This is a genomic window from Pseudomonas sp. TH31, assembly GCF_016650815.1.
Taxonomy (GTDB): Bacteria; Pseudomonadota; Gammaproteobacteria; order Pseudomonadales; family Pseudomonadaceae; genus Aquipseudomonas.
This window is the reverse complement of sequence record NZ_JAEKEZ010000006.1, coordinates 7,501-27,616: the sequence shown is the minus strand read 5'-3', so window position 1 is coordinate 27,616 and position 20,116 is coordinate 7,501. Positions and strand designations below refer to the sequence as shown.

The window sequence follows — 20,116 nt, the reverse complement described above, 5'->3', positions numbered from 1 at the left end:
GCCATCGTGATTCTGCTCAGATAAGGTGCGTCATGCAGCCCTTCGTAATTGCTCCGTCGATTCTCTCCGCCGACTTCGCCCGCCTGGGCGAAGAAGTGGACAACGTCCTGGCCGCTGGCGCCGACTTCGTGCACTTCGATGTCATGGACAACCACTACGTGCCTAACCTGACCATCGGCCCGATGGTCTGCGCGGCACTGCGCAAATACGGCGTGACCGCGCCGATCGACGCACACTTGATGGTCAGCCCGGTGGATCGCATCGTTGGCGACTTCATCGAGGCCGGCGCGACCTACATCACCTTCCACCCGGAAGCCACGCAACACGTTGACCGTTCGTTGCAACTGATCCGTGAGGGCGGTTGCAAGGCCGGCCTGGTGTTCAACCCGGCGACCCCGCTGAGTGTGCTCGAATACGTGATGGACAAGGTCGACATGATCCTGCTGATGAGCGTCAACCCGGGCTTCGGCGGGCAGAAGTTCATTCCCGGCACCCTCGACAAACTGCGTCAGGCCCGTGCGCTGATCGATGCGTCCGGCCGTGACATTCGCCTGGAAATCGACGGCGGGGTGAACGTGAACAATATTCGCGAAATCGCTGCTGCTGGCGCCGACACCTTCGTGGCGGGCTCGGCGATCTTCAATGCACCGAACTACCAGGAAGTGATCGAGAAAATGCGCGCCGAACTGGCGCTGGCTCGTTCATGAGTGGCTTTGAGCAGTTGTTCCCGGGGCGTCTGCCGCGGCTGGTGATGTTCGATCTGGATGGCACGCTGATCGATTCGGTCCCCGACCTCGCGGTTGCCGTGGATAACATGCTGCTCAAAATGGGTCGCCAACCCGCCGGCCTCGAGTCGGTGCGCGAGTGGGTCGGCAACGGTGCGCCGGTGCTGGTACGCCGCGCGCTGGCCGGTGGCATCGACCATTCGACGGTCGATGACGGTGAGGCTGAAGGCGCGCTGGCGATTTTCATGGAGGCTTACAGCGAGAGCCATGAACTGACCGTGGTCTATCCCGGCGTGCGCGACACCCTGAAGTGGCTGCACAAGCAGGGCGTCGAGATGGCGCTGATCACCAACAAGCCGGAGCGCTTTGTCGCGCCGCTGCTGGATCAGATGAAGATCGGCCGCTACTTCAAGTGGATCATCGGCGGCGATACCCTGGCGCAGAAGAAACCCGACCCGGCCGCGCTGTTTTTCGTGATGAAAATGGCCAACATCCCGGCGTCGCAATCGTTGTTTGTCGGCGATTCGCGTAGCGATGTGCTGGCGGCGAAAGCGGCCGGGGTCAAGTGTGTGGCGCTGAGTTATGGCTACAATCATGGCCGGCCGATTGCCGAAGAGTCGCCGGCGCTGGTGATCGACGATCTGCGCAAGCTAATTCCCGGTTGCCTGGATCTGGCGGCTGAGATAACGTTGCCCGACGCTGTTCAACCCCCTTCTGGAAACGCCATCGTGGTGGTCACTCGCAAACTCTGGATGAAAGTCATCAAGGCCCTGGCCCGCTGGCGTTGGCGCGCCTGACTTGTTCCTGGCCGGCGTACCGGCACGTTTGCATACCTGACTGTTAGACCCTCAAGCCACGAGGCTACCCCATGATCCGCGAAGAATTCCTGCGTTTGGCCGCTGCCGGCTACAACCGTATCCCGATGGCCTGTGAAACCCTGGCCGACTTCGACACGCCGCTGTCGATTTACCTGAAACTGGCCGACGAGCCGAACTCCTACTTGCTGGAGTCGGTGCAGGGCGGGGAGAAGTGGGGTCGCTACTCGATCATCGGCCTGCCGTGCCGCACCGTGTTGCGGGTTCACGATCATCACATCAGCGTGACCCACGACGGCGTCGAGATCGAAAGCCACGAAGCCGAAGATCCATTGGCCTTCGTCGAAGCATTCAAAGCTCGCTACAACGTGCCGACCATCCCTGGCCTGCCGCGCTTCAATGGCGGGTTGGTGGGTTACTTCGGTTATGACTGCGTGCGCTATGTGGAGAAGCGTCTGGGCAAGTGCCCGAACCCTGATCCGCTGGGCGTGCCGGACATTCTGCTGATGGTCTCCGACGCGGTGGTGGTGTTCGACAACCTCGCCGGCAAGATGCACGCGATTGTCCTTGCTGATCCGTCGCAAGAAGATGCCTTCGAACAAGGTCATGCGCGTCTGGAGGAGCTGCTGGAAAAACTCCGCCAGCCGATCACCCCGCGTCGTGGCCTGGATTTCAGCAAGCAGCAATCCGCTGATCCGGTGTTCCGTTCGAGTTTCACCCAGGACGATTACGAAAAAGCCGTCGATACCATCAAGGAATACATCCTGGCCGGCGACTGCATGCAGGTCGTGCCGTCCCAGCGCATGTCGATCGACTTCAAGGCTGCACCGATCGATTTGTACCGAGCGCTGCGTTGTTTCAACCCGACGCCTTATATGTACTTCTTCAACTTCGGCGACTTCCATGTCGTCGGCAGTTCGCCGGAAGTGCTGGTGCGGGTTGAAGACAACCTGATTACCGTGCGCCCAATCGCGGGTACCCGCCCACGCGGGGCCAACGAAGAGGCGGATCTGGCGCTGGAAAAAGACCTGCTGTCCGACGACAAGGAAATCGCCGAGCACCTGATGCTGATCGACCTGGGCCGTAACGACACCGGTCGGGTCTCGGAAATCGGATCGGTAAAACTCACCGAGAAGATGGTCATCGAGCGTTATTCCAACGTGATGCACATCGTGTCCAACGTCACCGGCCAATTGAAGGCCGGGCTGACGGCGATGGACGCACTGCGAGCGATTTTGCCGGCGGGCACCTTGTCTGGCGCACCCAAGATCCGTGCGATGGAAATCATCGACGAACTGGAACCGGTCAAGCGTGGCGTCTACGGCGGAGCGGTCGGTTACTTCGCCTGGAACGGCAACATGGATACCGCGATTGCTATTCGCACCGCAGTGATCAAGGACGGCGAGCTGCACGTGCAGGCCGGTGGCGGCATCGTTGCCGACTCGGTGCCGGCGCTGGAATGGGAAGAAACACTGAACAAGCGCCGCGCGATGTTCCGCGCCGTGGCGTTGGCTGAGCAAACTCCGCAAAGCTGAGTTCCCACAGGGACTTCAGCCGCATAAAAAAACGCGGCGCCTGTGAGGGCGCCGCGTTTTTTATGACCTGTAATTTCAAATCGCCAAAAGATCGCAGGCTGCGCCAGCTCCTACATTAGCTCGGCATACACCTGTAGGAGCTGCCGAAGGCTGCGATCTTTTGATCTTGCTTGCCCTTAGAAGTCCAGGCTGACCCCTAGGTTGACGCCCTGCTGGGTAAAGTCATCATCCTTGCGAATGTTGTAGCTGGCGCGCAATGCCAGCTCCTTGGTGAGGTTGTGGCTCACGCCCAGGTTCAGGCGGTTCAGGTTGGTCTGCGGGGTGTAGCCGGCCAAGGTGTATTGGTTGTTCGGCAGGCTGTTGAGGTTCATGGTCACGTCCTGAGCATCGTCGTTGTATTCGCGCTCGTGGGCCAGTTCGCCAAACACCTGTGTCTGCGGGGTTACTTGGTACTTGCCTTGGATGCCCAGACCAAGACGCCGGGAGTTGCGCGACTGGTCATCGAACGTCAGCGCGGTGGAATCGGCGCCATTTTCCGAGTAACCGTTGACCTCTACCTTGGAGAAGTCGGCGCTCACGAACGGCGACAAATGCCACGGGCTGCTCGCTTCTGGCGCGATGTCGTAACCCAGGCGGCCACTGATACCGAGTACATAACCGTCGGTATCGCCTTTCTCCCCGCGTTCGTTGACCCCCAACTGGAATTTTCGTTTGAGGCTGTCGTAGTCCAGATGCCCGGCCGTCATGGCTACGTCACCCCACCAGCGGTTCTGCTGATACTGGGCGAACGCCGTCCCCATATAAGTGTTCAGCTTGTAGTCCGAGTCGTTACTGCCTGCTTCGAGTTTCTGGTTATAGAAACCGGCCGCCAGGCCAACTCGCCACGCTTCGTTGAGCCGGTAGCTGCCACCGACGTTGAGGTTGTAACCATTGCCGTCAGCACTGGCGCCGCCGCTGCGCTGGCTGTCGAAGTCTTGATGTTGTCCGCCGGCAGAGACAATCGCCCGCCATTGGCCAACGCCTTGCCAGTTCTCCCAGTCGGCCAGCCATTGGTTGTGCAATTCATCCTGATGCGCGCGCAGGGTGCCTTGGGCCATTTCCGGCAGCAGGCTCAGCTCCCATGGCGCCGACAGCAGGGAGTAGGCGTAATCGGCAATCAGACGCTGCCCGGTTTCGGTTGGGTGAACCGAGTCGTTGTAGATCAGCTTGGTCGGGTCTGGGGTCGCACTGTTGATGCCATATCGGGCATTCGCAGTGCAGCCGTCGCCGCTGAAGCAGGTGGCGCTCAGGTTCTGGTCGGTGGCCAGGCCGAATTGCGCCGGATTGGCAAACGTCTCTTTGAGCAGGACCGGAATGTTCAGCGGGATGATGTTGGCATTGACCGTTTGCAGTTGGCTCACCAGCTCAGTGTTGAACTGGCTGCTGAGCTGGGAAGTGAACGCTTGCAGTGGCGAGCCGTTGAACGCCGGGGTAAAGCCGATGTCCGGCAGCAACCAGACCATGATGTAGCGGGCGCCGGCCTGTTGCAGGGTTTGCACGCTGCTGACCAGGCGATCGGCGGCGGCGCTGGCCTGGGGAAGACTGGTCACGCGCCCCTGAAGGAAGTCATTACCACCGCCCGAGAGGTAATACAGTGCATTCGGGTCGGCGCGGAAGTTATTCGACGGCAGATAGCCCGCGCGGGTACGTTCGCCGGTGGCAGAGGTACTCGTGATCGAATCGAGAATCTGGTCGGTGCGGTAGCCGCCCACCGCCCAGTTATTGCCATCGGGCAGGCCTTCGTTGGCGCGTACTGCCGAGGACGAGGACGCCGTCTGGTCCGGTGTGAACCCCAGTTTGCCGCCCAGTATCTGCGTGGCGTTGAGCGAGCGGACTTCGCCCGTGCCATCACGGTAGAGGGGGCCGGTGCGGTTGGTGAAACGCTCGGTGGCTCCGGCAGGGCCGCCGGTGTCGGTAAACGTCCCGGCATCGTTGAGGCTGTCGCCGAAGACGATAAAGTTCGAGTAAGGCGCCGGGGCCGCGTTCGCCTGGGCGCAGGCCAAGGCGAGCAGGCAACTGGCGAGCGGTACAAACAACGTCTGTTTGATCATGAGCAAGTCCGTTTTATTTATTATTGTAGAGAACGAAACGACAGTACCAAAAACTCCCGGCCTTTTGCCATCCGTCGCGACCCCTTCGATTGTTTTACAAGCCTTGGCGTGCGCCATATTGCACGCTCTGCCCAGCTAAGTTACTGTGCCAAGACGTATGAATGAGACCTTTCCCGTGTTGATCATCAGCAAACTCCTGGATCAAGTCATCAAGGCACACGCCCGCTGGCGTTGGCGCGCCTGAATTCTTTTGCCGGCCCTGCCGGACCTGTACCGCTTCGCCTTCTTTACCTGTATGAAATGCCGCTTTGCTGGCGCCACTCCAGCACCTGACAAAGCGCAGCACACTGCGGGTAATCATTCGAAGGCTGTCTTAAAAGTCAGTGAATTCAAGAGGTTCCCCACGTCATGTTGCTGATGATCGATAACTACGACTCTTTTACCTACAACGTTGTGCAGTACCTTGGTGAGCTCGGCTCCCAGGTCAAAGTCGTGCGCAACGATGAACTAACCATTGCCCAAATCGAAGCCCTCAACCCTGAGCGCATCGTTGTGTCCCCCGGTCCTTGCACCCCGACCGAGGCCGGCATCTCCATCGAAGCGATCAAACACTTCGCCGGCAAGCTGCCAATCCTCGGTGTTTGCCTCGGCCACCAATCCATCGGCCAGGCCTTTGGCGGTGATGTGGTGCGCGCCCGTCAAGTGATGCACGGTAAGACTAGCCCGGTATTCCACGAGGACAAGGGCGTATTCGAAGGGCTGAATCATCCCCTGACGGTTACGCGCTACCACTCGTTGATTGTTAAGCGCGAAACTCTGCCCGATTGCCTCGAATTGACCGCCTGGACCCAGCTTGAAGACGGCTCGGTCGACGAGATCATGGGCCTGCGCCACAAGACGCTGAACATTGAGGGGGTGCAATTCCACCCTGAGTCGATCCTCACCGAGCAGGGCCACGAGCTGTTCGCCAACTTTCTTAAACAAACCGGCGGCACGCGCTAAGGACTTTTCATGAATATCAAGACAGCCCTGAGCCGTATCGTCGATCACCTCGACCTCAGCACCGATGAAATGCGCGATGTGATGCGCGAAATCATGACCGGGCAATGCACGGACGCGCAGATCGGCGCGTTCATGATGGCCATGCGCATGAAGAGCGAAAGCATCGATGAGATCGTCGGCGCGGTGTCGGTCATGCGCGAGCTGGCAGACAAGGTCGAACTCAAGACCCTCGACGGCGTGGTCGATGTGGTCGGCACTGGCGGTGACGGTGCGAATATCTTCAACGTCTCGACCGCGTCTTCCTTTGTGGTCGCGGCGGCCGGTTGCACCGTTGCCAAGCACGGTAATCGTGCGGTCTCGGGCAAGAGCGGCAGCGCCGATCTGCTGGAGGCGGCCGGGATCTACCTGAACCTGACGCCGGTCCAGGTCGCGCGCTGCATCGATAACGTCGGCATCGGCTTCATGTTTGCCCAGACCCACCACAGTGCCATGAAGTATGCCGCCGCCCCGCGCAAGGATCTTGGCCTGCGTACTCTGTTCAACATGCTCGGCCCGCTTACGAATCCGGCCGGCGTGAAACATCAGGTGGTGGGCGTGTTCAACCAGGCGTTGTGCCGGCCATTGGCTGAAGTTTTGCAACGTCTGGGCAGCAAGCACGTGTTGGTCGTGCACTCCAAAGATGGCCTGGACGAATTCAGCCTCGCGGCGCCGACCTTTGTGGCGGAGCTGAAGAACGACCAGATCACCGAGTATTGGGTCGAGCCGGAAGATTTGGGCATGAAGAGCCAGAGCCTGCACGGTCTGTCGGTCGACAGCCCGGCGGCTTCGCTGGAACTGATCCGCGACGCCCTGGGCAAGCGCAAGACCGAGAACGGCCAAAAAGCCGCCGAGATGATTGTGCTCAATGCCGGTGCCGCGCTGTATGCCGCTGACCACGCAACAAGTTTGAAAGAGGGCGTTGCCCTGGCGCACGACGCGCTGCACACCGGTCTCGCTCGGGAGAAACTCGAGGAGTTGGGTGCGTTTACCGCGGTATTTCGAGTGGAGAATGAGGGATGAGTGTACCGACGGTTCTGGAGAACATTCTGGCCCGCAAAGTCCAGGAAGTTGCCGAGCGCAGCGCCCGTGTCGGCCTGGCCGAGCTGGAAAGCCTGGCCAAGGCAGCCGATGCACCCCGTGGGTTTGCCAAGGCACTGATCGCCCAGGCCAAGCTCAAGCAGCCGGCGGTAATTGCTGAAATAAAGAAAGCCTCGCCGAGCAAAGGCGTGATTCGCGAAAACTTCGTTCCCGCCGACATCGCCAAGAGCTACGAGAAGGGCGGCGCTACGTGTCTCTCGGTGCTCACCGATATCGATTTCTTCCAGGGGGCCGATGCGTATCTGCAGCAGGCCCGCGCCGCGTGCAAACTGCCGGTGATCCGCAAGGACTTCATGATCGATCCGTACCAGATCGTTGAAGCCCGTGCCTTGGGCGCGGACTGCGTGCTGTTGATCGTCTCCGCTCTGGACGACGTGAAAATGGCCGAGTTGGCGGCCGTGGCCAAAAGTGTCGGCCTTGATGTACTGGTCGAAGTTCACGACGGCGACGAGCTGGAGCGGGCTTTGAAAACCCTCGACACGCCGCTGGTAGGCGTGAACAACCGTAACCTGCACACCTTTGAAGTCAGCCTGGAAAACACCCTCGACCTGTTGCCGCGCATTCCGCGGGACCGTTTGGTGATCACCGAGAGCGGTATTTTCAACCGGGCTGATGTCGAACTGATGGAAATCAGCGACGTGTACGCGTTCCTGGTTGGCGAAGCGTTTATGCGCGCCGAAAGCCCGGGCACCGAGCTGCAGCGTTTGTTCTTCCCGGAGCGTGGTACTGCGGTGAGCGGTTCTACACTCGACTGATTACAGTCAGGCAAACCGGGGCGCGCCCTTCGCGAGCAAGCCCGCTCCCACATCGGAATGCATTTCAAATGTGGGAGCGGGCTTGCTCGCGAAGGCGCTATACGCCTCGCCACAGACTTAAGGTCTTGCGGAAATCCTTATGACCCTGATTACCTCCCTAACGACCGAAGCCGGCCTCATCGCCGAGCAAGGCCTGCTTGCCCAAGTCTGCACTGGCGACACGGAATTCGGCCTGCTGTTCTGGCAACCCAATGACCGTGCACTGGTCATGCCGCGCCGCTTGAATCGTCTGCCACAATTCGAATCCGCCTGCGAAGTCTCCGCCGCCGCCGGCTGGCCCGTCCTGCTGCGCGAAACGGGCGGTGAACCGGTCCCGCAATCGGCCTCAACGATCAACATCGCACTGGTCTACGCAGCACCCCGCAGCGAAGGCGACCAAAACCGAATCGAAACCGCCTACCGTCGACTCTGCGATCCGATTTGTCAGTTGCTTGATGAGTTGGGCGGAGTTTCGTCACTGGGCGAAGTCGAAGGCGCATTCTGCGATGGCCGTTTCAATGTCAACCTCGACGGTCGCAAGATGGTTGGCACCGCCCAGCGCTGGCGCCAGAGCAAGGGTGGCCAGCGTCCGGTAGGGTTGGTGCACGGGGCGTTGCTGCTGGATAACGAACGGGATTCGATGGTCGCGGCGGTCAACCGCTTCAATGAGGCGTGCGGCCTGGAGCAGCGGGTTCGCGCCGAAAGCCACATTGCCTTGCATGAAAAGTTTACCGCGCCGGATGCGCTGGAACGCCTCGACGCGCTCTACCGCCAAATGCTGGCCGGGATGTTCGAGGCTTAACGCGTGCCAAAGACCACCATGGTCTTGCCTTTTACATCCACCAGGTTGCGTTCCTCAAGATCCTTGAGCACGCGGCCGACCATCTCTCGGGAACACCCGACAATCCGCCCGATTTCCTGACGGGTTACTTTGATCTGCATCCCGTCCGGGTGGGTCATGGCATCCGGCTGCTTGCACAGTTCCAGCAGGCAGCGGGCGACACGACCAGTCACATCAAAGAAGGCCAGGTCGCCGACTTTGCGCGTGGTATTGCGCAGGCGCTGTGCGATTTGTCCGCTGAGCACGTAAAGAATGTCTGGATCTTGTTGGGACAACTCGCGGAATTTCGCGTAGCTGATTTCCGCGACTTCACATTCGACCTTGGCCCGTACCCAGGCACTGCGTTCCTGTTCCTGGCCGGCCTGTTCGAACAATCCGAGCTCGCCGAAGAAGTCCCCGGCGTTCAGATAGGAGATGATCATCTCGCGGCCGTCGTCGTCCTCGATCAGGATTGTGACCGAGCCCTTGATGATGAAGAACAGTGTTTCAGAACGATCGCCGGCACAGATGATATTGCTCTTGGCCGCATAGCGACGGCGTTGGCAATGCATCAGCAGCTTGTCGAGGTTCTTGATTTTGGGTGTGGGGGTAATAGCAACCATGGTTGTATCCCGAAAAGACTGCACGGTGTCTTGGTTTTTTTGTAGGAGCTGGTAAAGCCGCGATTTTTTCATTCGCTTAATAGCTGGCTATGCGCCAGTGAATTGGCGCCAGCTTAACAGACACATTCCCTTAAGATTTGAGAATTTACCTACGTTGTTGGTACATGCGTCCCAGGATGGCGAAACGCTGTCATTCCGGGCCCCTGTGCTAAGCTGGCGACCCTTTTTTAGACAGTGGAGTCTTGGCGATGAAGGCACGCATCCAATGGGCTGGCGAAGCCATGTTCCTCGGTGAATCCGGCAGCGGTCATGTCGTGGTCATGGACGGTCCCCCGGAAGCCGGTGGCCGTAACCTGGGTGTACGCCCAATGGAAATGCTTCTGCTGGGTGTCGGCGGCTGCAGCAATTTCGATGTGGTCAGCATCCTCAAGAAGTCTCGCCAGGCCGTCGAGAGCTGCGAAGCGTTCCTTGAAGCCGAGCGCGCGACTGAAGATCCGAAGGTCTTTACCAAGATCCATATGCACTTTGTGGTCAAGGGCCGAGGCTTGAAAGAAGCCCAGGTCAAACGCGCCATCGAACTGTCTGCCGAGAAGTATTGCTCGGCTTCTATCATGCTCGGCGCGGCTGGCGTGGTCATTACCCACGATTACGAAATCATCGAACTCGGTTGATTCGACATTCAACTATCATAAAAGCGGTGCAGACTCTGGCGATCCATAGCTGACGTCTGCATAATGCGCCACTTTTTTCAGGGTCGTGGCCCGTCACTCGACAGGCCGCACACCCGAACAGACAACCAAAATCGCCATCGCGAAGAGGTGTTAACCGTCCTACGCAGGTGCGTTGTTCGCATTTGACGGGCATGCTTGATCACGCGGCCTGGGCCGCAATACATAGAGAGTTTTTAACGGTGAAAAGCAAACTCAAGCTCCACGGGTTCAATAACCTGACAAAGACCTTGAGCTTCAACATCTATGACATCTGCTACGCGGAAACCCCGCAAGACCAGCAAGCTTACGTCGAGTACATCAATGAAGAGTACAACGCGAAGCGCCTGACGCAGATCCTCACAGAAGTTGTCGATATCATTGGTGCCAACATCCTGAACATCGCCAGTCAGGACTATGATCCACAGGGCGCCAGCGTCACGATTCTGATCTCTGAAGAGCCGGTAACCCCGACCGACAGCCAGATCGAAGAGTCCCCGGGCCCGTTGCCCGAGATTATCCTGGCCCACCTCGACAAGAGCCACATCACGGTGCACACCTACCCGGAAATCCATCCGGTGGACGGTATTGCAACCTTCCGTGTGGACATTGACGTGTCGACTTGTGGCGTCATTTCACCGCTTAAAGCACTCAACTTCCTGATTCACCAGTTCGATTCGGACATCGTGACCGTGGATTATCGCGTGCGCGGGTTCACTCGTGACGTTGAGGGCAAAAAGCACTTCATCGACCACGAAATCAACTCGATCCAGAATTACCTCTCTGAAGACACCCGCGACAGTTACCAGATGACTGACGTGAACGTGTACCAGGAGAACCTGTTTCACACCAAAATGCTGTTGAAGAACTTCGAACTGGATAACTACCTGTTCGGCGACGCGACCAACAGCCTGTCCTCTGAGCAGCGTGCCCAGGTGACCGATCGCGTGAAACACGAAATGCTGGAAATCTTCTACGCGCGCAACATGCCGAGCTAAGATTTTCGGGTACAAAAAAGGCGACTACTTAGCGGTAGTCGCCTTTTTTATTGCGGTCTGCTCGATAAACCGTGCGATGGCCTTCGCGAGCAAGCCCGCTCCCACAGGGGGAACGCATTCCAAATGTGGGAGCGGGCTTGCTCGCGAAGAGGTCCTATCAGGCAGCCGAGCTATCAGATCCGATAAGTACTCTTGGTCATCACCTTGGCCAGCAAGCTCATCCCGAACTTCACCGGCGCCGGGAATCGAAAGCCACCAGCCTCCAGCGCGCTTTCGGCGTGGTGTTCTTCATCAATACGCATTTGCTCAAGAATCGCCCGAGACTTTTCATCCTCGGCCGGCAGTTGCTCAAGATGCTCGTTCAAGTGTTTACACACCTGATGCTCTGTAGCGGCCACAAATCCCAGGCTGACCTTGTCGCTGATCAACCCGGCGACGGCGCCAATCCCGAACGACATGCCATAAAACAGTGGGTTCAGAATGCTGGTGTGACTACCCAACTGATGAATGCGTTGTTCGCACCAGACCAGGTGATCGATTTCTTCTTCGGCGGCATGTTCCATGGCGGCGCGCACTTTCGGCAGCTTGGCGGTCAGTGCCTGGCCCTGATACAGCGCCTGGGCGCAGACTTCGCCGGTATGGTTGATGCGCATCAGACCGGCGACGTGCCGGGTGTCTTCATCGCTCATTTGCGCTTCCGGCTGCACGATAGCTGGCGACGGACGGTACGGCTGGCCACTGAAAGGCAGCAGGGTACGCATCGCGGCATCGGCTTGCAGCAGAAGACGGTCAATTGACGAGTAGTGACGTTGGGTAGTCATGCTGACCTCCGGGAAGAATCTCGCGGCCAGTTTAACCGAATCGGCCGGAGAAGGTTTGCGCTGGGTCATTTCTGAAGGATTGCAGCAAGATCAAAAGATCGCAGCCTTCGGCAACTCCTACGCCGATCTCCGTAGGAGCTGCCGAAGGCTGCGATCTTTTGAGCGGTTAATCGATCAACCCGGCGGCCAGTGCATCTGGCGCTGACCCAGTACATGCATATGAATGTGATAGACGGTCTGCCCACCCTGTTCATTGCAGTTCATGACCACACGGAAACCTTCTTCGCAGCCCAGTTCCAGCGCCAGGCGTTGGGCAGTGAACAGAATATGCCCGGCTAGCGCCTTGTCGTCCTCGGTCAAGTCGTTGAGGGTACGCACCGGTTTCTTGGGAATGACCAGAAAATGCACCGGGGCCTGCGGGGAGATGTCGTGGAAGGCCAGTACCTGGTCGTCCTCGTAGATGATCTTCGCCGGAATTTCCCGGTTGATGATCTTGGTGAACAGAGTATCCACAGCTGTTTCTCCGTTGTTTGGGCTGGCCTGAGTGTACCCATGGGGTAGACCTGAGCCCAGCCATTTACCTTTAAGGGGATTCAGCGCGGGCAATAGGCCTTGTTGACCATGCCGGCGATGGTCCGGGTCAGCCATCGCGAGCTCAATCGCGGCAGGAAAGCAAACCAGCGATTAACTCGACCGGGAATAATGATGGCGCGATTCTTTTCCAGGGCTCGCACGGTGTACAGCGCGACTTCCTCGGGACTCATGAGCAGTTTGCTTTGCGCCAGTTTCCCGGTGTCCAGTTGCGCGGTGTGGAAGAATGCGGTGCGGGTCGGGCCAGGGCAGAGCACTGAAACCTTGACTGCGCATTTCTTCAGCTCGACGCGCAAGCCTTCGGAAAAGTGCAGGACATAAGCCTTGCTCGCGTAATAAGTGCTCATCCAGGGGCCTGGATGGAACGCCGCCACCGAGGCCACGTTCAAAATCTGCCCGCCGCCCTGCAAGGCCATGCTGTTTCCGATGGCGTGGCACAAGCGAGTGAGCGCCAGGATGTTTACCTCGATCAAGTCTTGCTCGGTCATCCAGTCCTGGGCCAGGAAGGGGCCGCACGTGCCGATGCCGGCGCAGTTGACCAACAAGTCTATCTGACGGTCGCCTTCTTCCAGTTCCAGTAGAAACCCGGACAGCCTTAACGGCTCGCCCAGATCACAGGCGCGGAATAACACCTCAACGCCGAAACGTTGAGTCAGTTCAATCGCAATGCTTTCCAGCTGATCACGCTGTCGGGCCACCAGAATCAGGCTGCGGCCGCGGCGGGCCAGCGCTTCGGCCATCGCCAGGCCGATGCCGCTGGATGCGCCAGTGATCAGAGCGTAACGGGTCATGCAGTTCTCCATCGCAACAGCTCCGCGCCGGCGACGCAGGTGTCACGGGCGGGGAGCGCTGTTCATTCTTTCGCAGAGTCTACAGGGGCCGGGGCTTGTTCGGCTTCATCGTCTGCGGAATTGGGTGCTTGCTCGGCCTTGGCGGCCGGTTCCGCTTCAACTTCGTCGGTGGTCACCGAGCCGCTGTCATAGCTGGTTTCGGCAGCGCTTTCGTACTCTTGCTGGATGGCCGTGATGCCCCCGGCCAGTGCGCCGATGAAGACGATTGCGATAACCACTACCCAGAGCGAAGCCAGCACCTTGACTGCCGTGCTGTTTGGCGGAGGTGGCGCGCCGTATTGGTTGGCGATCTTGGTTCCCGGCACGGCCATGATCACGAACGGGAAGAAGCTGCCCAGGAACGGAACAAGGTTCAACAGCCAGAGCCAGCCGGACCAGCCGATGTCGTGCAGGCGCTGGACACTGAACTGGATGCTGACGACCCCGATGACAATGCACAGGATGACCGCGACCAGACCACCAATAATCAAGCCTGCGGTCGAATCGGCACTGATGATCGCGATGGCCAGTATGGCCGCTACCGAACCTACGGCCAGCATGACCAGCGTCAGGGCCATCGCCCAGGCGAGATAGCGCAAGCGGCCGATGCGGCCTTCGACGCTAAACGGCTTGAGCGTGGCAAACACCGGCAGGCTTTCGCCGACAGCGGCTCGGGGCGGTGCGTAAGGGGAGGCTGGATCGGCGAATACAGATTGGCTGCTGGCGGGAGCATGTTCGTGAGCGTCGGCCAGATTCAGCTCTATGGACGATTCGCTTTCGATCCGGGCGTCGATGCCGGTTTTCGTCAACGCTTGAAGGTAGGTTTGCGCGTCAATTTGCGACAAGCCTTGTTTAAGCGTGACCGTCTTGCCGGTGAACAGCCGTTCGACGGCAGCCACCTCACTTTTATATAGCTCGGCGAGATTGAGCTTGGCGGTGGTGACATCAACACCTGGCAGCAGAGCGCCGTCGAAAACGATCTTGAAACGGTTGTCGCTCATTGCGAGGCATCCTTGTCGCGAGGATTTGAGTTAGAACATAGTGCAGGTGTCGAGTGTAAAGCCAGCCGGGCGGGGCTGGCTAAATTTTCAGCTCAGCGCGGCCAGCGGTTCGGCAGCTGTGCCGCCAGTTCCAGCGCCTTGCGGTATTCCGCGTCCAGCCGTGCGACCAATTCATCGACACTCGGCAAGTCATCGATTTCCCCAACGCCCTGACCGGCAGACCACACGGTTTTCCAGGCTTTGGCTTCATCACTTATAGGCTTGAGCTTGGAGCCGAAGTTCACTTCGCCCTTGCCTTGCAGGGCTGCCGTGTCGAAACCGGCAGCTTCAAGGCTCTGGCGCATGAAGCTTGCCGGAACCCCCGACACCGCTGGAGTATGGACGATGTCCGCCGCTCTGGAAGTCAGCAACATCTGCTTGTAGGCGTCAGGTGCATGGCTTTCAGTGGTGCCGATAAATCGCGTACCGAAGTAGGCTAAATCCGCACCGAGCAATTGCGCGGCAAGAATTTCGTGACCATGGTTCAGGCAACCCGCCAACAGCAGGGTCTTGTCGAAGAACTGACGGATCTCGGCGATCAGCGAAAACGGGCTCCAGGTTCCGGCGTGGCCACCCGCGCCTGCGGCCACGGCGATCAAGCCATCGACGCCGGCCTCGGCGGCTTTTTCTGCGTGGCGACGAGTCGTCACATCGTGAAATACCAGGCCGCCATAGCTGTGCACCGCGTCCACCAGCTCTTTCACGGCGCCGAGGCTGGTGATCACGATCGGCACTTTGTGCTCGATGCAGATCTCCAGATCAGCTTGCAGTCGCGGGTTGCTGTTGTGAACGATCAGGTTCACCGCGTAAGGCGCCGGGTTCTCCAGTGTCGCCAAGCCTGCTTCGATCTCTTCCAGCCAGGCCTTGAAGCCGCTGCTCTCGCGCTGGTTCAGCGCGGGGAAGCTGCCCACTACGCCATTTCGGCAGCAGGCCAGCACCAACTGGGGATTGGAAATCAGGAACATCGGCGCTGCCACCACGGGCAGACGCAAGCGTTGTTCGAGTAGAGCGGGCAGCGACATTGGAAGTACCCCGGTAAATGGTGGCTTATTGGATTTAGAACGGCCGAACGACGACCAGAATTACGATAGCCAGCAATATCAGAACCGGCACTTCATTGAACCAGCGATAAAAGACATGGCTGCGGGTGTTTTCGCCACGGGCAAAACGTTTTACCTGTGCGCCACACATGTGGTGATAGCCGATCAGGATCACCACCAGCGTCAGCTTGGCGTGAATCCATGCGCCTTGGCTGAAGATGCTGGGGTTCAGGGCTATCAGCGCGATGCCGAAGACCAGGGTGGCGATCATCGCCGGGCCCATGATGCCCCGATACAGCTTGCGCTCCATGACGCTGAAGCGTTCCTTGCTGACGGTGTCTTCGCTTTGCGCGTGATAGACGAACAGTCGTGGCAGGTAAAACAGGCCGGCAAACCAGCAGACCATGCTGACGATGTGAAGCGCTTTGAGCCACAGATAAAGCATTTTTAGTTATTCCCAGGTTCACGGTAGCCCGGATAGTAGAGGCTTGAGGCTCCGCACGTCACCTTGCCGGTTGTCGCAGGACGATACGGGCCCTATTATCGACGGCTTTCCAGTGGGTTCGTTGAGGGCAGGTTTATGGTCAAGGTCGGTATCGTCGGCGGCACGGGTTACACCGGTGTCGAACTGCTGCGTTTGTTGGCACAGCATCCGCAAGCTGAAGTGGTTGTGATCACTTCCCGATCCGAGGCCGGTCTGGCCGTGGCTGATATGTACCCGAACCTGCGAGGCCACTACGACGGCCTGGCGTTCAGCGTTCCGGACATCAAGACCCTCGGCGCCTGCGACGTGGTGTTCTTTGCTACGCCGCACGGTGTTGCCCATGCTTTGGCCGGTGAGCTGCTGGCAGCCGGGACCAAGGTCATCGACCTGTCGGCGGACTTCCGTCTGCAAGACGCCGATGAATGGGCCAAGTGGTACGGCCAGCCGCACGGCGCGCCAGAGTTGCTGGAAGAAGCGGTTTACGGTTTGCCTGAAGTCAATCGCGAGCAGATCAAGCAAGCGCGCCTGATCGCTGTGCCGGGTTGCTACCCAACCGCCACGCAACTGGGTTTCCTGCCGTTGCTCGAAGCAGGTCTGGCGGATACTTCCCGTCTGATCGCTGACTGCAAATCCGGTGTCAGCGGTGCCGGTCGTGGTGCGGCTGTAGGTTCGCTGTACTCAGAGACGTCGGAAAGCATGAAGGCCTACGCCGTCAAAGGTCACCGTCACCTGCCGGAAATTCGCCAGGGCCTGCGTCGCGCATCGGGCAAGGACGTTGGTCTGACCTTCGTTCCGCACCTGATCCCGATGATTCGCGGCATTCACTCGACGCTGTACGCAAATGTCGTGGATCGTTCGGTGGATCTCCAGGCGTTGTTTGAAAAGCGCTACGCCAACGAACCGTTCGTCGATGTGATGCCGGCTGGCAGCCACCCGGAAACCCGTAGCGTGCGCGGTGCCAACGTTTGCCGTATCGCCGTGCATCGTCCGCAGGACGGTGACCTGGTGGTGGTGTTGTCGGTGATCGATAACCTGGTCAAGGGCGCGTCGGGCCAGGCTGTGCAGAACCTGAACATCCTGTTCGGGCTGGATGAACGTCTGGGTCTGTCCCACGCGGGCATGTTGCCGTAGGGTTTTATCCCGCCCAGCAAAAAGGCCCGTTAAGCGGGCCTTTTTGCATTTCGGACTGGCGATCGGGTTTATTGATATACCGTAACAATAGTTGACCAATTTTCTAGGAGAAGCGGATAATGCCCGTCATCACGCATTATGGCGGCGTAACGCCGGGAGATAGTTAGCATGAGCGTCGAATCCTTCACCCCCACGGCTTTGCAATTCACCCATGGTGCCGCGCACAAGGTGAAGAGCCTGGTCGATGAAGAGGGGAATGATCGCTTGAAGCTGCGCGTATTCGTTACGGGCGGTGGTTGTTCAGGTTTTCAGTACGGCTTTACCTTCGATGAAGAAGTGGCCGATGACGACACCATCGTCGAGCGCGAAGGTGTGAGTCTGGTCGTCGACCCAATGAGCTTCCAGTACTTGGCAGGTGCCGAGGTGGATTATCAGGAAGGTCTGGAAGGTTCGCGTTTCGTGATCAAGAATCCGAACGCCAGCACGACCTGTGGCTGCGGTTCTTCGTTCTCGATCTGATCGCACGTCACCGTATTACAAAGCGCCGCAGGGCTTCAGGGCTCTGCGGCGTTTTGCTGTCCGGGATTCAAGCAGGGTAGATGGCGCCGAGTATGCGCAAACCGCGGGCGCCCGTGACGCTTGGGCGGTTGGCTGCGATGCCTTCAAGGCAGCAATGGGCCATCCAGGCAAAGGCCATGGCTTCAACCCAGTCCGGGTCGACACCGTAAGCCGCTGTGCTGCTGACCTTGGTGTTCGGTAGCAAACTCGCCAAACGGGCCATCAGCATGGCGTTGTGGGCGCCGCCACCGCAGACCAACAGTTCCCGGGTATCTGACTGAGCGCTTTGCAGCGACTCGGTGATGGTCAGAGCTGTCAGTTCGAGCAGGCTCGCCTGTACATCTTCGGCAGCGAAGGTGGGCAAATGCGACAGGTGCTGCGTCAGCCAAGGCAGGTTGAACACTTCGCGGCCGGTACTCTTGGGGCCTTTGGTCACGAAGAATGGATCACTGAGCAGCTCATTCAACAACGGTTGCTCAGCCTTGCCGCTGGCCGCCCATTGGCCGTCGCGATCGAAGTTGTCGCCGCGTTGCTGGTGAATCCAGGCATCCAGCAGCACATTCCCCGGGCCACAGTCGAAACCGGCGACAGGTTTGCCAGGCTCAATCAGGCTGAGGTTGCTGAAACCACCGACGTTCAATACTGCCCGGTTACCTGGCTGAGCTTCAAACAAGGCTTCGTGGAAGGCTGGAACCAGTGGCGCGCCCTGGCCGCCGGCGGCTACGTCGCGGCTGCGGAAATCGCTGACCACGGTGATGCCGGTCAGCTCGGTCAGCAGGGCCGGGTTGCCGATTTGTACGGTGAACCCGCGTGCCGGTTCGTGGCGAATGGTCTGGCCGTGGCTACCAATCGCCCGAATGTCGTGAGGCTTGAGTTGCTGCTGGTCTAGGAGCGTGTGGATGCCCTGCGCGGCCAGTTTCACCCAGTTCTGCTGGGCGATGGAGGAGCGGGCAATCTCGTCCGGACCGCTGGAGCACAAGCCAAGCAGCTCGGCGCGCAGGGATTCAGGCATGGGAATATAATGCGTGGCGATCAGCTTGATCGCCGGGGCTTGCTCGATCAGCGCAATGTCCAGGCCATCGAGGCTGGTCCCGGACATCACACCTATATAGAGCGCCATGGCTTAGCGCTTGCTCGAGGCCAGCATGGTGGCCTTCTCTTGTTCCATCCGCGCCATCAACGGCTGACTTTGTGCCAGGAAGCGTGCGCGTTCGGTTTTGGCAATCGGATCAGCCATCGGTAGCTTCTGGCCCAGTGGATCGACATGCACGCCATTGACCTGGAACTCATAGTGCAGGTGCGGTCCAGTGGACAGGCCGGTGGTGCCAATGTAACCGATCACCTGGCCTTGCTTGACGTTGCCGCCAGTCTGCACGCCTTTGGCGAAGCCCTGCATGTGGCCATACAGCGTGCGGTAGGTGTTGCCATGCTGGATGATGATTGTATTGCCGTAACCGCCACGACGACCGGCCAAAAGTACTTTGCCGTCACCGGTTGCCTTGATCGGCGTACCGCGTGGTGCCGCGTAATCAACGCCTTTGTGGGCGCGGATCTTGTTCAGGATCGGGTGTTTGCGGCCCATGGAGAATTTCGAGCTGATGCGGGCGAAGTCTACCGGGGTGCGGATGAACGCCTTGCGCATGCTGTTGCCATCAGCTGTGTAATAGCTGCTGTTGCCTTGTTTGTTGGTGTAACGCACGGCGGTGTAAGTCTTGCCGCGGTTGGTGAAGCGTGCGGAGAGGATCGGACCATTGCCGACAGCCTTGCCGTTGACCACTTTCTGCTCATAGATCACGTCGAACTCGTCACCCTGGCGAATATCCTGGGCAAAGTCGACGTCATAGCCAAACACGCTGGCCATGTCCATGGTCAGGCTGTGGGACAGGCCGGCGCGGGCAGCGGACTGCGATAACGAGCTGTTGATCACGCCATGAACATAGGCAGAGCGCACGGTCGGTTTGGCGGTAATGCGGTTGAACACATAACCCTTGTCATTCTTGGTCAGGGTGATGCTTTCGAGGTCACTGACTTTGCTGTGCAGGTTGGTCAGCTGGCCATCGGGGCCCAGTTCGAATTCAAGTTTCTGGCCATGCTTGAGTTGGCTGAATTGCTTGGCCTGCTTGTCGCTGGCCAGCACCTCATGCACTGAAGCGGGTGGAAGACCGACCTTTGCAAACAGGGTCGAAAGGGTGTCACCTTTGCCAACAATCACTTCTTTGTGATTGGGCGCTTTCTTCGGTTCGACCAGCGGCGCAGGGGCTGCCTGGGCGGTTTCCTTGGTGTCTTCGGCGCTGTCTTCGATCTGCGCGAAGGGGGAGGCTGCTGGCTCATTTGTGGCTTGGACGGCGTCAGCAGCGTCTTGATCTTGTGTCAGT

At 59.0% G+C, this 20,116-nt stretch carries 21 protein-coding genes (1 of these 21 cut by a window edge); 11 read left to right on the top strand and 10 right to left on the bottom strand.

Features of this window, described 5'->3' with window-relative positions; translation table 11 throughout:
* Nucleotides 1–32 precede the first annotated feature (32 nt).
* From rpe to trpE, 3 genes are all read left to right on the top strand, one after another.
* Nucleotides 33–707, top strand: a complete 675-nt coding sequence (gene rpe, locus JFV26_RS03240) for a ribulose-phosphate 3-epimerase (RefSeq protein WP_201189686.1) — start codon at nucleotides 33–35, stop codon at nucleotides 705–707.
* Nucleotides 704–1,522, top strand: a complete 819-nt coding sequence (locus tag JFV26_RS03235) for a phosphoglycolate phosphatase (protein ID WP_201189684.1) — start codon at nucleotides 704–706, stop codon at nucleotides 1,520–1,522. The genes rpe and JFV26_RS03235 overlap by 4 nt, the downstream gene beginning before the upstream one ends.
* Before the next feature lie 71 nt (nucleotides 1,523–1,593).
* Nucleotides 1,594–3,075, top strand: coding sequence for an anthranilate synthase component I (gene trpE, locus JFV26_RS03230; protein ID WP_201189682.1), 1,482 nt, complete (start codon nucleotides 1,594–1,596; stop codon nucleotides 3,073–3,075).
* A 176-nt stretch (nucleotides 3,076–3,251) separates the two neighbouring features.
* On the opposite strand, the gene estP is transcribed toward trpE, so the two are convergent.
* Nucleotides 3,252–5,165, bottom strand: a complete 1,914-nt coding sequence (gene estP / locus JFV26_RS03225) for an esterase EstP (RefSeq protein ID WP_201189680.1) — start codon at nucleotides 5,163–5,165, stop codon at nucleotides 3,252–3,254.
* A 408-nt stretch (nucleotides 5,166–5,573) separates the two neighbouring features.
* On the opposite strand from estP, the gene JFV26_RS03220 reads away from it, so the two are divergent.
* The 4 genes from JFV26_RS03220 to JFV26_RS03205 all read left to right on the top strand — a co-directional run bounded on the left by JFV26_RS03220 (nucleotide 5,574) and on the right by JFV26_RS03205 (nucleotide 8,900).
* Nucleotides 5,574–6,167 (top strand): aminodeoxychorismate/anthranilate synthase component II, encoded by a 594-nt coding sequence (locus tag JFV26_RS03220; RefSeq protein WP_201189673.1) that lies wholly within the window; start codon nucleotides 5,574–5,576, stop codon nucleotides 6,165–6,167.
* A gap of 9 nt (nucleotides 6,168–6,176) precedes the next feature.
* On the top strand, nucleotides 6,177–7,226 hold the full coding sequence (gene trpD / locus JFV26_RS03215; RefSeq protein WP_201189671.1) for an anthranilate phosphoribosyltransferase: 1,050 nt from the start codon (nucleotides 6,177–6,179) through the stop codon (nucleotides 7,224–7,226).
* Nucleotides 7,223–8,059 carry an indole-3-glycerol phosphate synthase TrpC gene (gene trpC / locus JFV26_RS03210; protein WP_201189670.1) on the top strand — a complete coding sequence of 279 codons (837 nt, stop codon included), beginning with the start codon at nucleotides 7,223–7,225 and terminating at the stop codon, nucleotides 8,057–8,059. The genes trpD and trpC overlap by 4 nt, the downstream gene beginning before the upstream one ends.
* A 139-nt stretch (nucleotides 8,060–8,198) precedes the next feature.
* The gene (locus JFV26_RS03205) at nucleotides 8,199–8,900 is read left to right on the top strand and encodes a lipoate--protein ligase family protein (protein ID WP_201189668.1); all 702 of its coding nucleotides are present in this window, start codon (nucleotides 8,199–8,201) and stop codon (nucleotides 8,898–8,900) included.
* On the opposite strand, the gene crp is transcribed toward JFV26_RS03205, so the two are convergent.
* Nucleotides 8,897–9,541 (bottom strand): cAMP-activated global transcriptional regulator CRP, encoded by a 645-nt coding sequence (crp, locus tag JFV26_RS03200; RefSeq protein ID WP_201189666.1) that lies wholly within the window; start codon nucleotides 9,539–9,541, stop codon nucleotides 8,897–8,899. The two genes, JFV26_RS03205 and crp, sit on opposite strands and share 4 nt — an antisense overlap.
* A 248-nt stretch (nucleotides 9,542–9,789) precedes the next feature.
* Here crp and JFV26_RS03195 point away from each other — a divergent pair, with 248 nt between their 5' ends.
* Nucleotides 9,790–10,212, top strand: coding sequence for an OsmC family protein (locus JFV26_RS03195; RefSeq protein WP_169356635.1), 423 nt, complete (start codon nucleotides 9,790–9,792; stop codon nucleotides 10,210–10,212).
* Between the two features lie 239 nt (nucleotides 10,213–10,451).
* Nucleotides 10,452–11,246 (top strand): adenosylmethionine decarboxylase, encoded by a 795-nt coding sequence (gene speD, locus JFV26_RS03190; RefSeq protein ID WP_201189656.1) that lies wholly within the window; start codon nucleotides 10,452–10,454, stop codon nucleotides 11,244–11,246.
* A gap of 173 nt (nucleotides 11,247–11,419) precedes the next feature.
* On the opposite strand, the gene coq7 is transcribed toward speD, so the two are convergent.
* The 6 genes from coq7 to hemJ all read right to left on the bottom strand — a co-directional run bounded on the left by coq7 (nucleotide 11,420) and on the right by hemJ (nucleotide 16,013).
* The gene (gene coq7, locus JFV26_RS03185) at nucleotides 11,420–12,067 is read right to left on the bottom strand and encodes a 2-polyprenyl-3-methyl-6-methoxy-1,4-benzoquinone monooxygenase (RefSeq protein ID WP_201189654.1); all 648 of its coding nucleotides are present in this window, start codon (nucleotides 12,065–12,067) and stop codon (nucleotides 11,420–11,422) included.
* A 174-nt stretch (nucleotides 12,068–12,241) separates the two neighbouring features.
* A complete protein-coding gene (locus tag JFV26_RS03180) occupies nucleotides 12,242–12,580 on the bottom strand; it encodes an HIT domain-containing protein (protein ID WP_201189653.1) in 339 nt (112 codons plus the stop codon).
* 80 nt (nucleotides 12,581–12,660) lie between these two features.
* Nucleotides 12,661–13,449: an SDR family NAD(P)-dependent oxidoreductase gene (locus JFV26_RS03175; RefSeq protein WP_201189651.1), complete on the bottom strand. Its 789-nt coding sequence runs from the start codon at nucleotides 13,447–13,449 to the stop codon at nucleotides 12,661–12,663.
* Nucleotides 13,450–13,511: 62 nt separating this feature from the next.
* Complete coding sequence (locus JFV26_RS03170; RefSeq protein ID WP_201189649.1) at nucleotides 13,512–14,489, bottom strand: DUF805 domain-containing protein; 978 nt, start codon at nucleotides 14,487–14,489, stop codon at nucleotides 13,512–13,514.
* 92 nt (nucleotides 14,490–14,581) lie between these two features.
* Nucleotides 14,582–15,550, bottom strand: a complete 969-nt coding sequence (locus tag JFV26_RS03165) for an NAD(P)H-dependent flavin oxidoreductase (RefSeq protein WP_201189647.1) — start codon at nucleotides 15,548–15,550, stop codon at nucleotides 14,582–14,584.
* Nucleotides 15,551–15,584: 34 nt separating this feature from the next.
* Nucleotides 15,585–16,013, bottom strand: coding sequence for a protoporphyrinogen oxidase HemJ (hemJ, locus tag JFV26_RS03160; protein ID WP_201189646.1), 429 nt, complete (start codon nucleotides 16,011–16,013; stop codon nucleotides 15,585–15,587).
* Between the two features lie 135 nt (nucleotides 16,014–16,148).
* Here hemJ and argC point away from each other — a divergent pair, with 135 nt between their 5' ends.
* A complete protein-coding gene (gene argC, locus JFV26_RS03155) occupies nucleotides 16,149–17,183 on the top strand; it encodes an N-acetyl-gamma-glutamyl-phosphate reductase (protein ID WP_201189644.1) in 1,035 nt (344 codons plus the stop codon).
* A gap of 168 nt (nucleotides 17,184–17,351) precedes the next feature.
* Nucleotides 17,352–17,702, top strand: coding sequence for an iron-sulfur cluster insertion protein ErpA (erpA, locus tag JFV26_RS03150; RefSeq protein ID WP_007947969.1), 351 nt, complete (start codon nucleotides 17,352–17,354; stop codon nucleotides 17,700–17,702).
* Nucleotides 17,703–17,769: 67 nt separating this feature from the next.
* Here the strand turns inward: erpA and JFV26_RS03145 are convergent, their stop codons facing one another.
* Together JFV26_RS03145 and JFV26_RS03140 are read right to left on the bottom strand one after the other, a co-directional pair.
* On the bottom strand, nucleotides 17,770–18,861 hold the full coding sequence (locus JFV26_RS03145) for an anhydro-N-acetylmuramic acid kinase (protein ID WP_201189643.1): 1,092 nt from the start codon (nucleotides 18,859–18,861) through the stop codon (nucleotides 17,770–17,772).
* A 3-nt stretch (nucleotides 18,862–18,864) separates the two neighbouring features.
* Nucleotides 18,865–20,116, bottom strand: the 3' portion of a protein-coding gene (locus JFV26_RS03140; protein WP_201189641.1) for a peptidoglycan DD-metalloendopeptidase family protein. Its footprint extends 167 nt past the window's final position; the window shows 1,252 of its 1,419 coding nt (coding positions 168–1,419); its start codon lies off the right edge, out of view; its stop codon occupies nucleotides 18,865–18,867.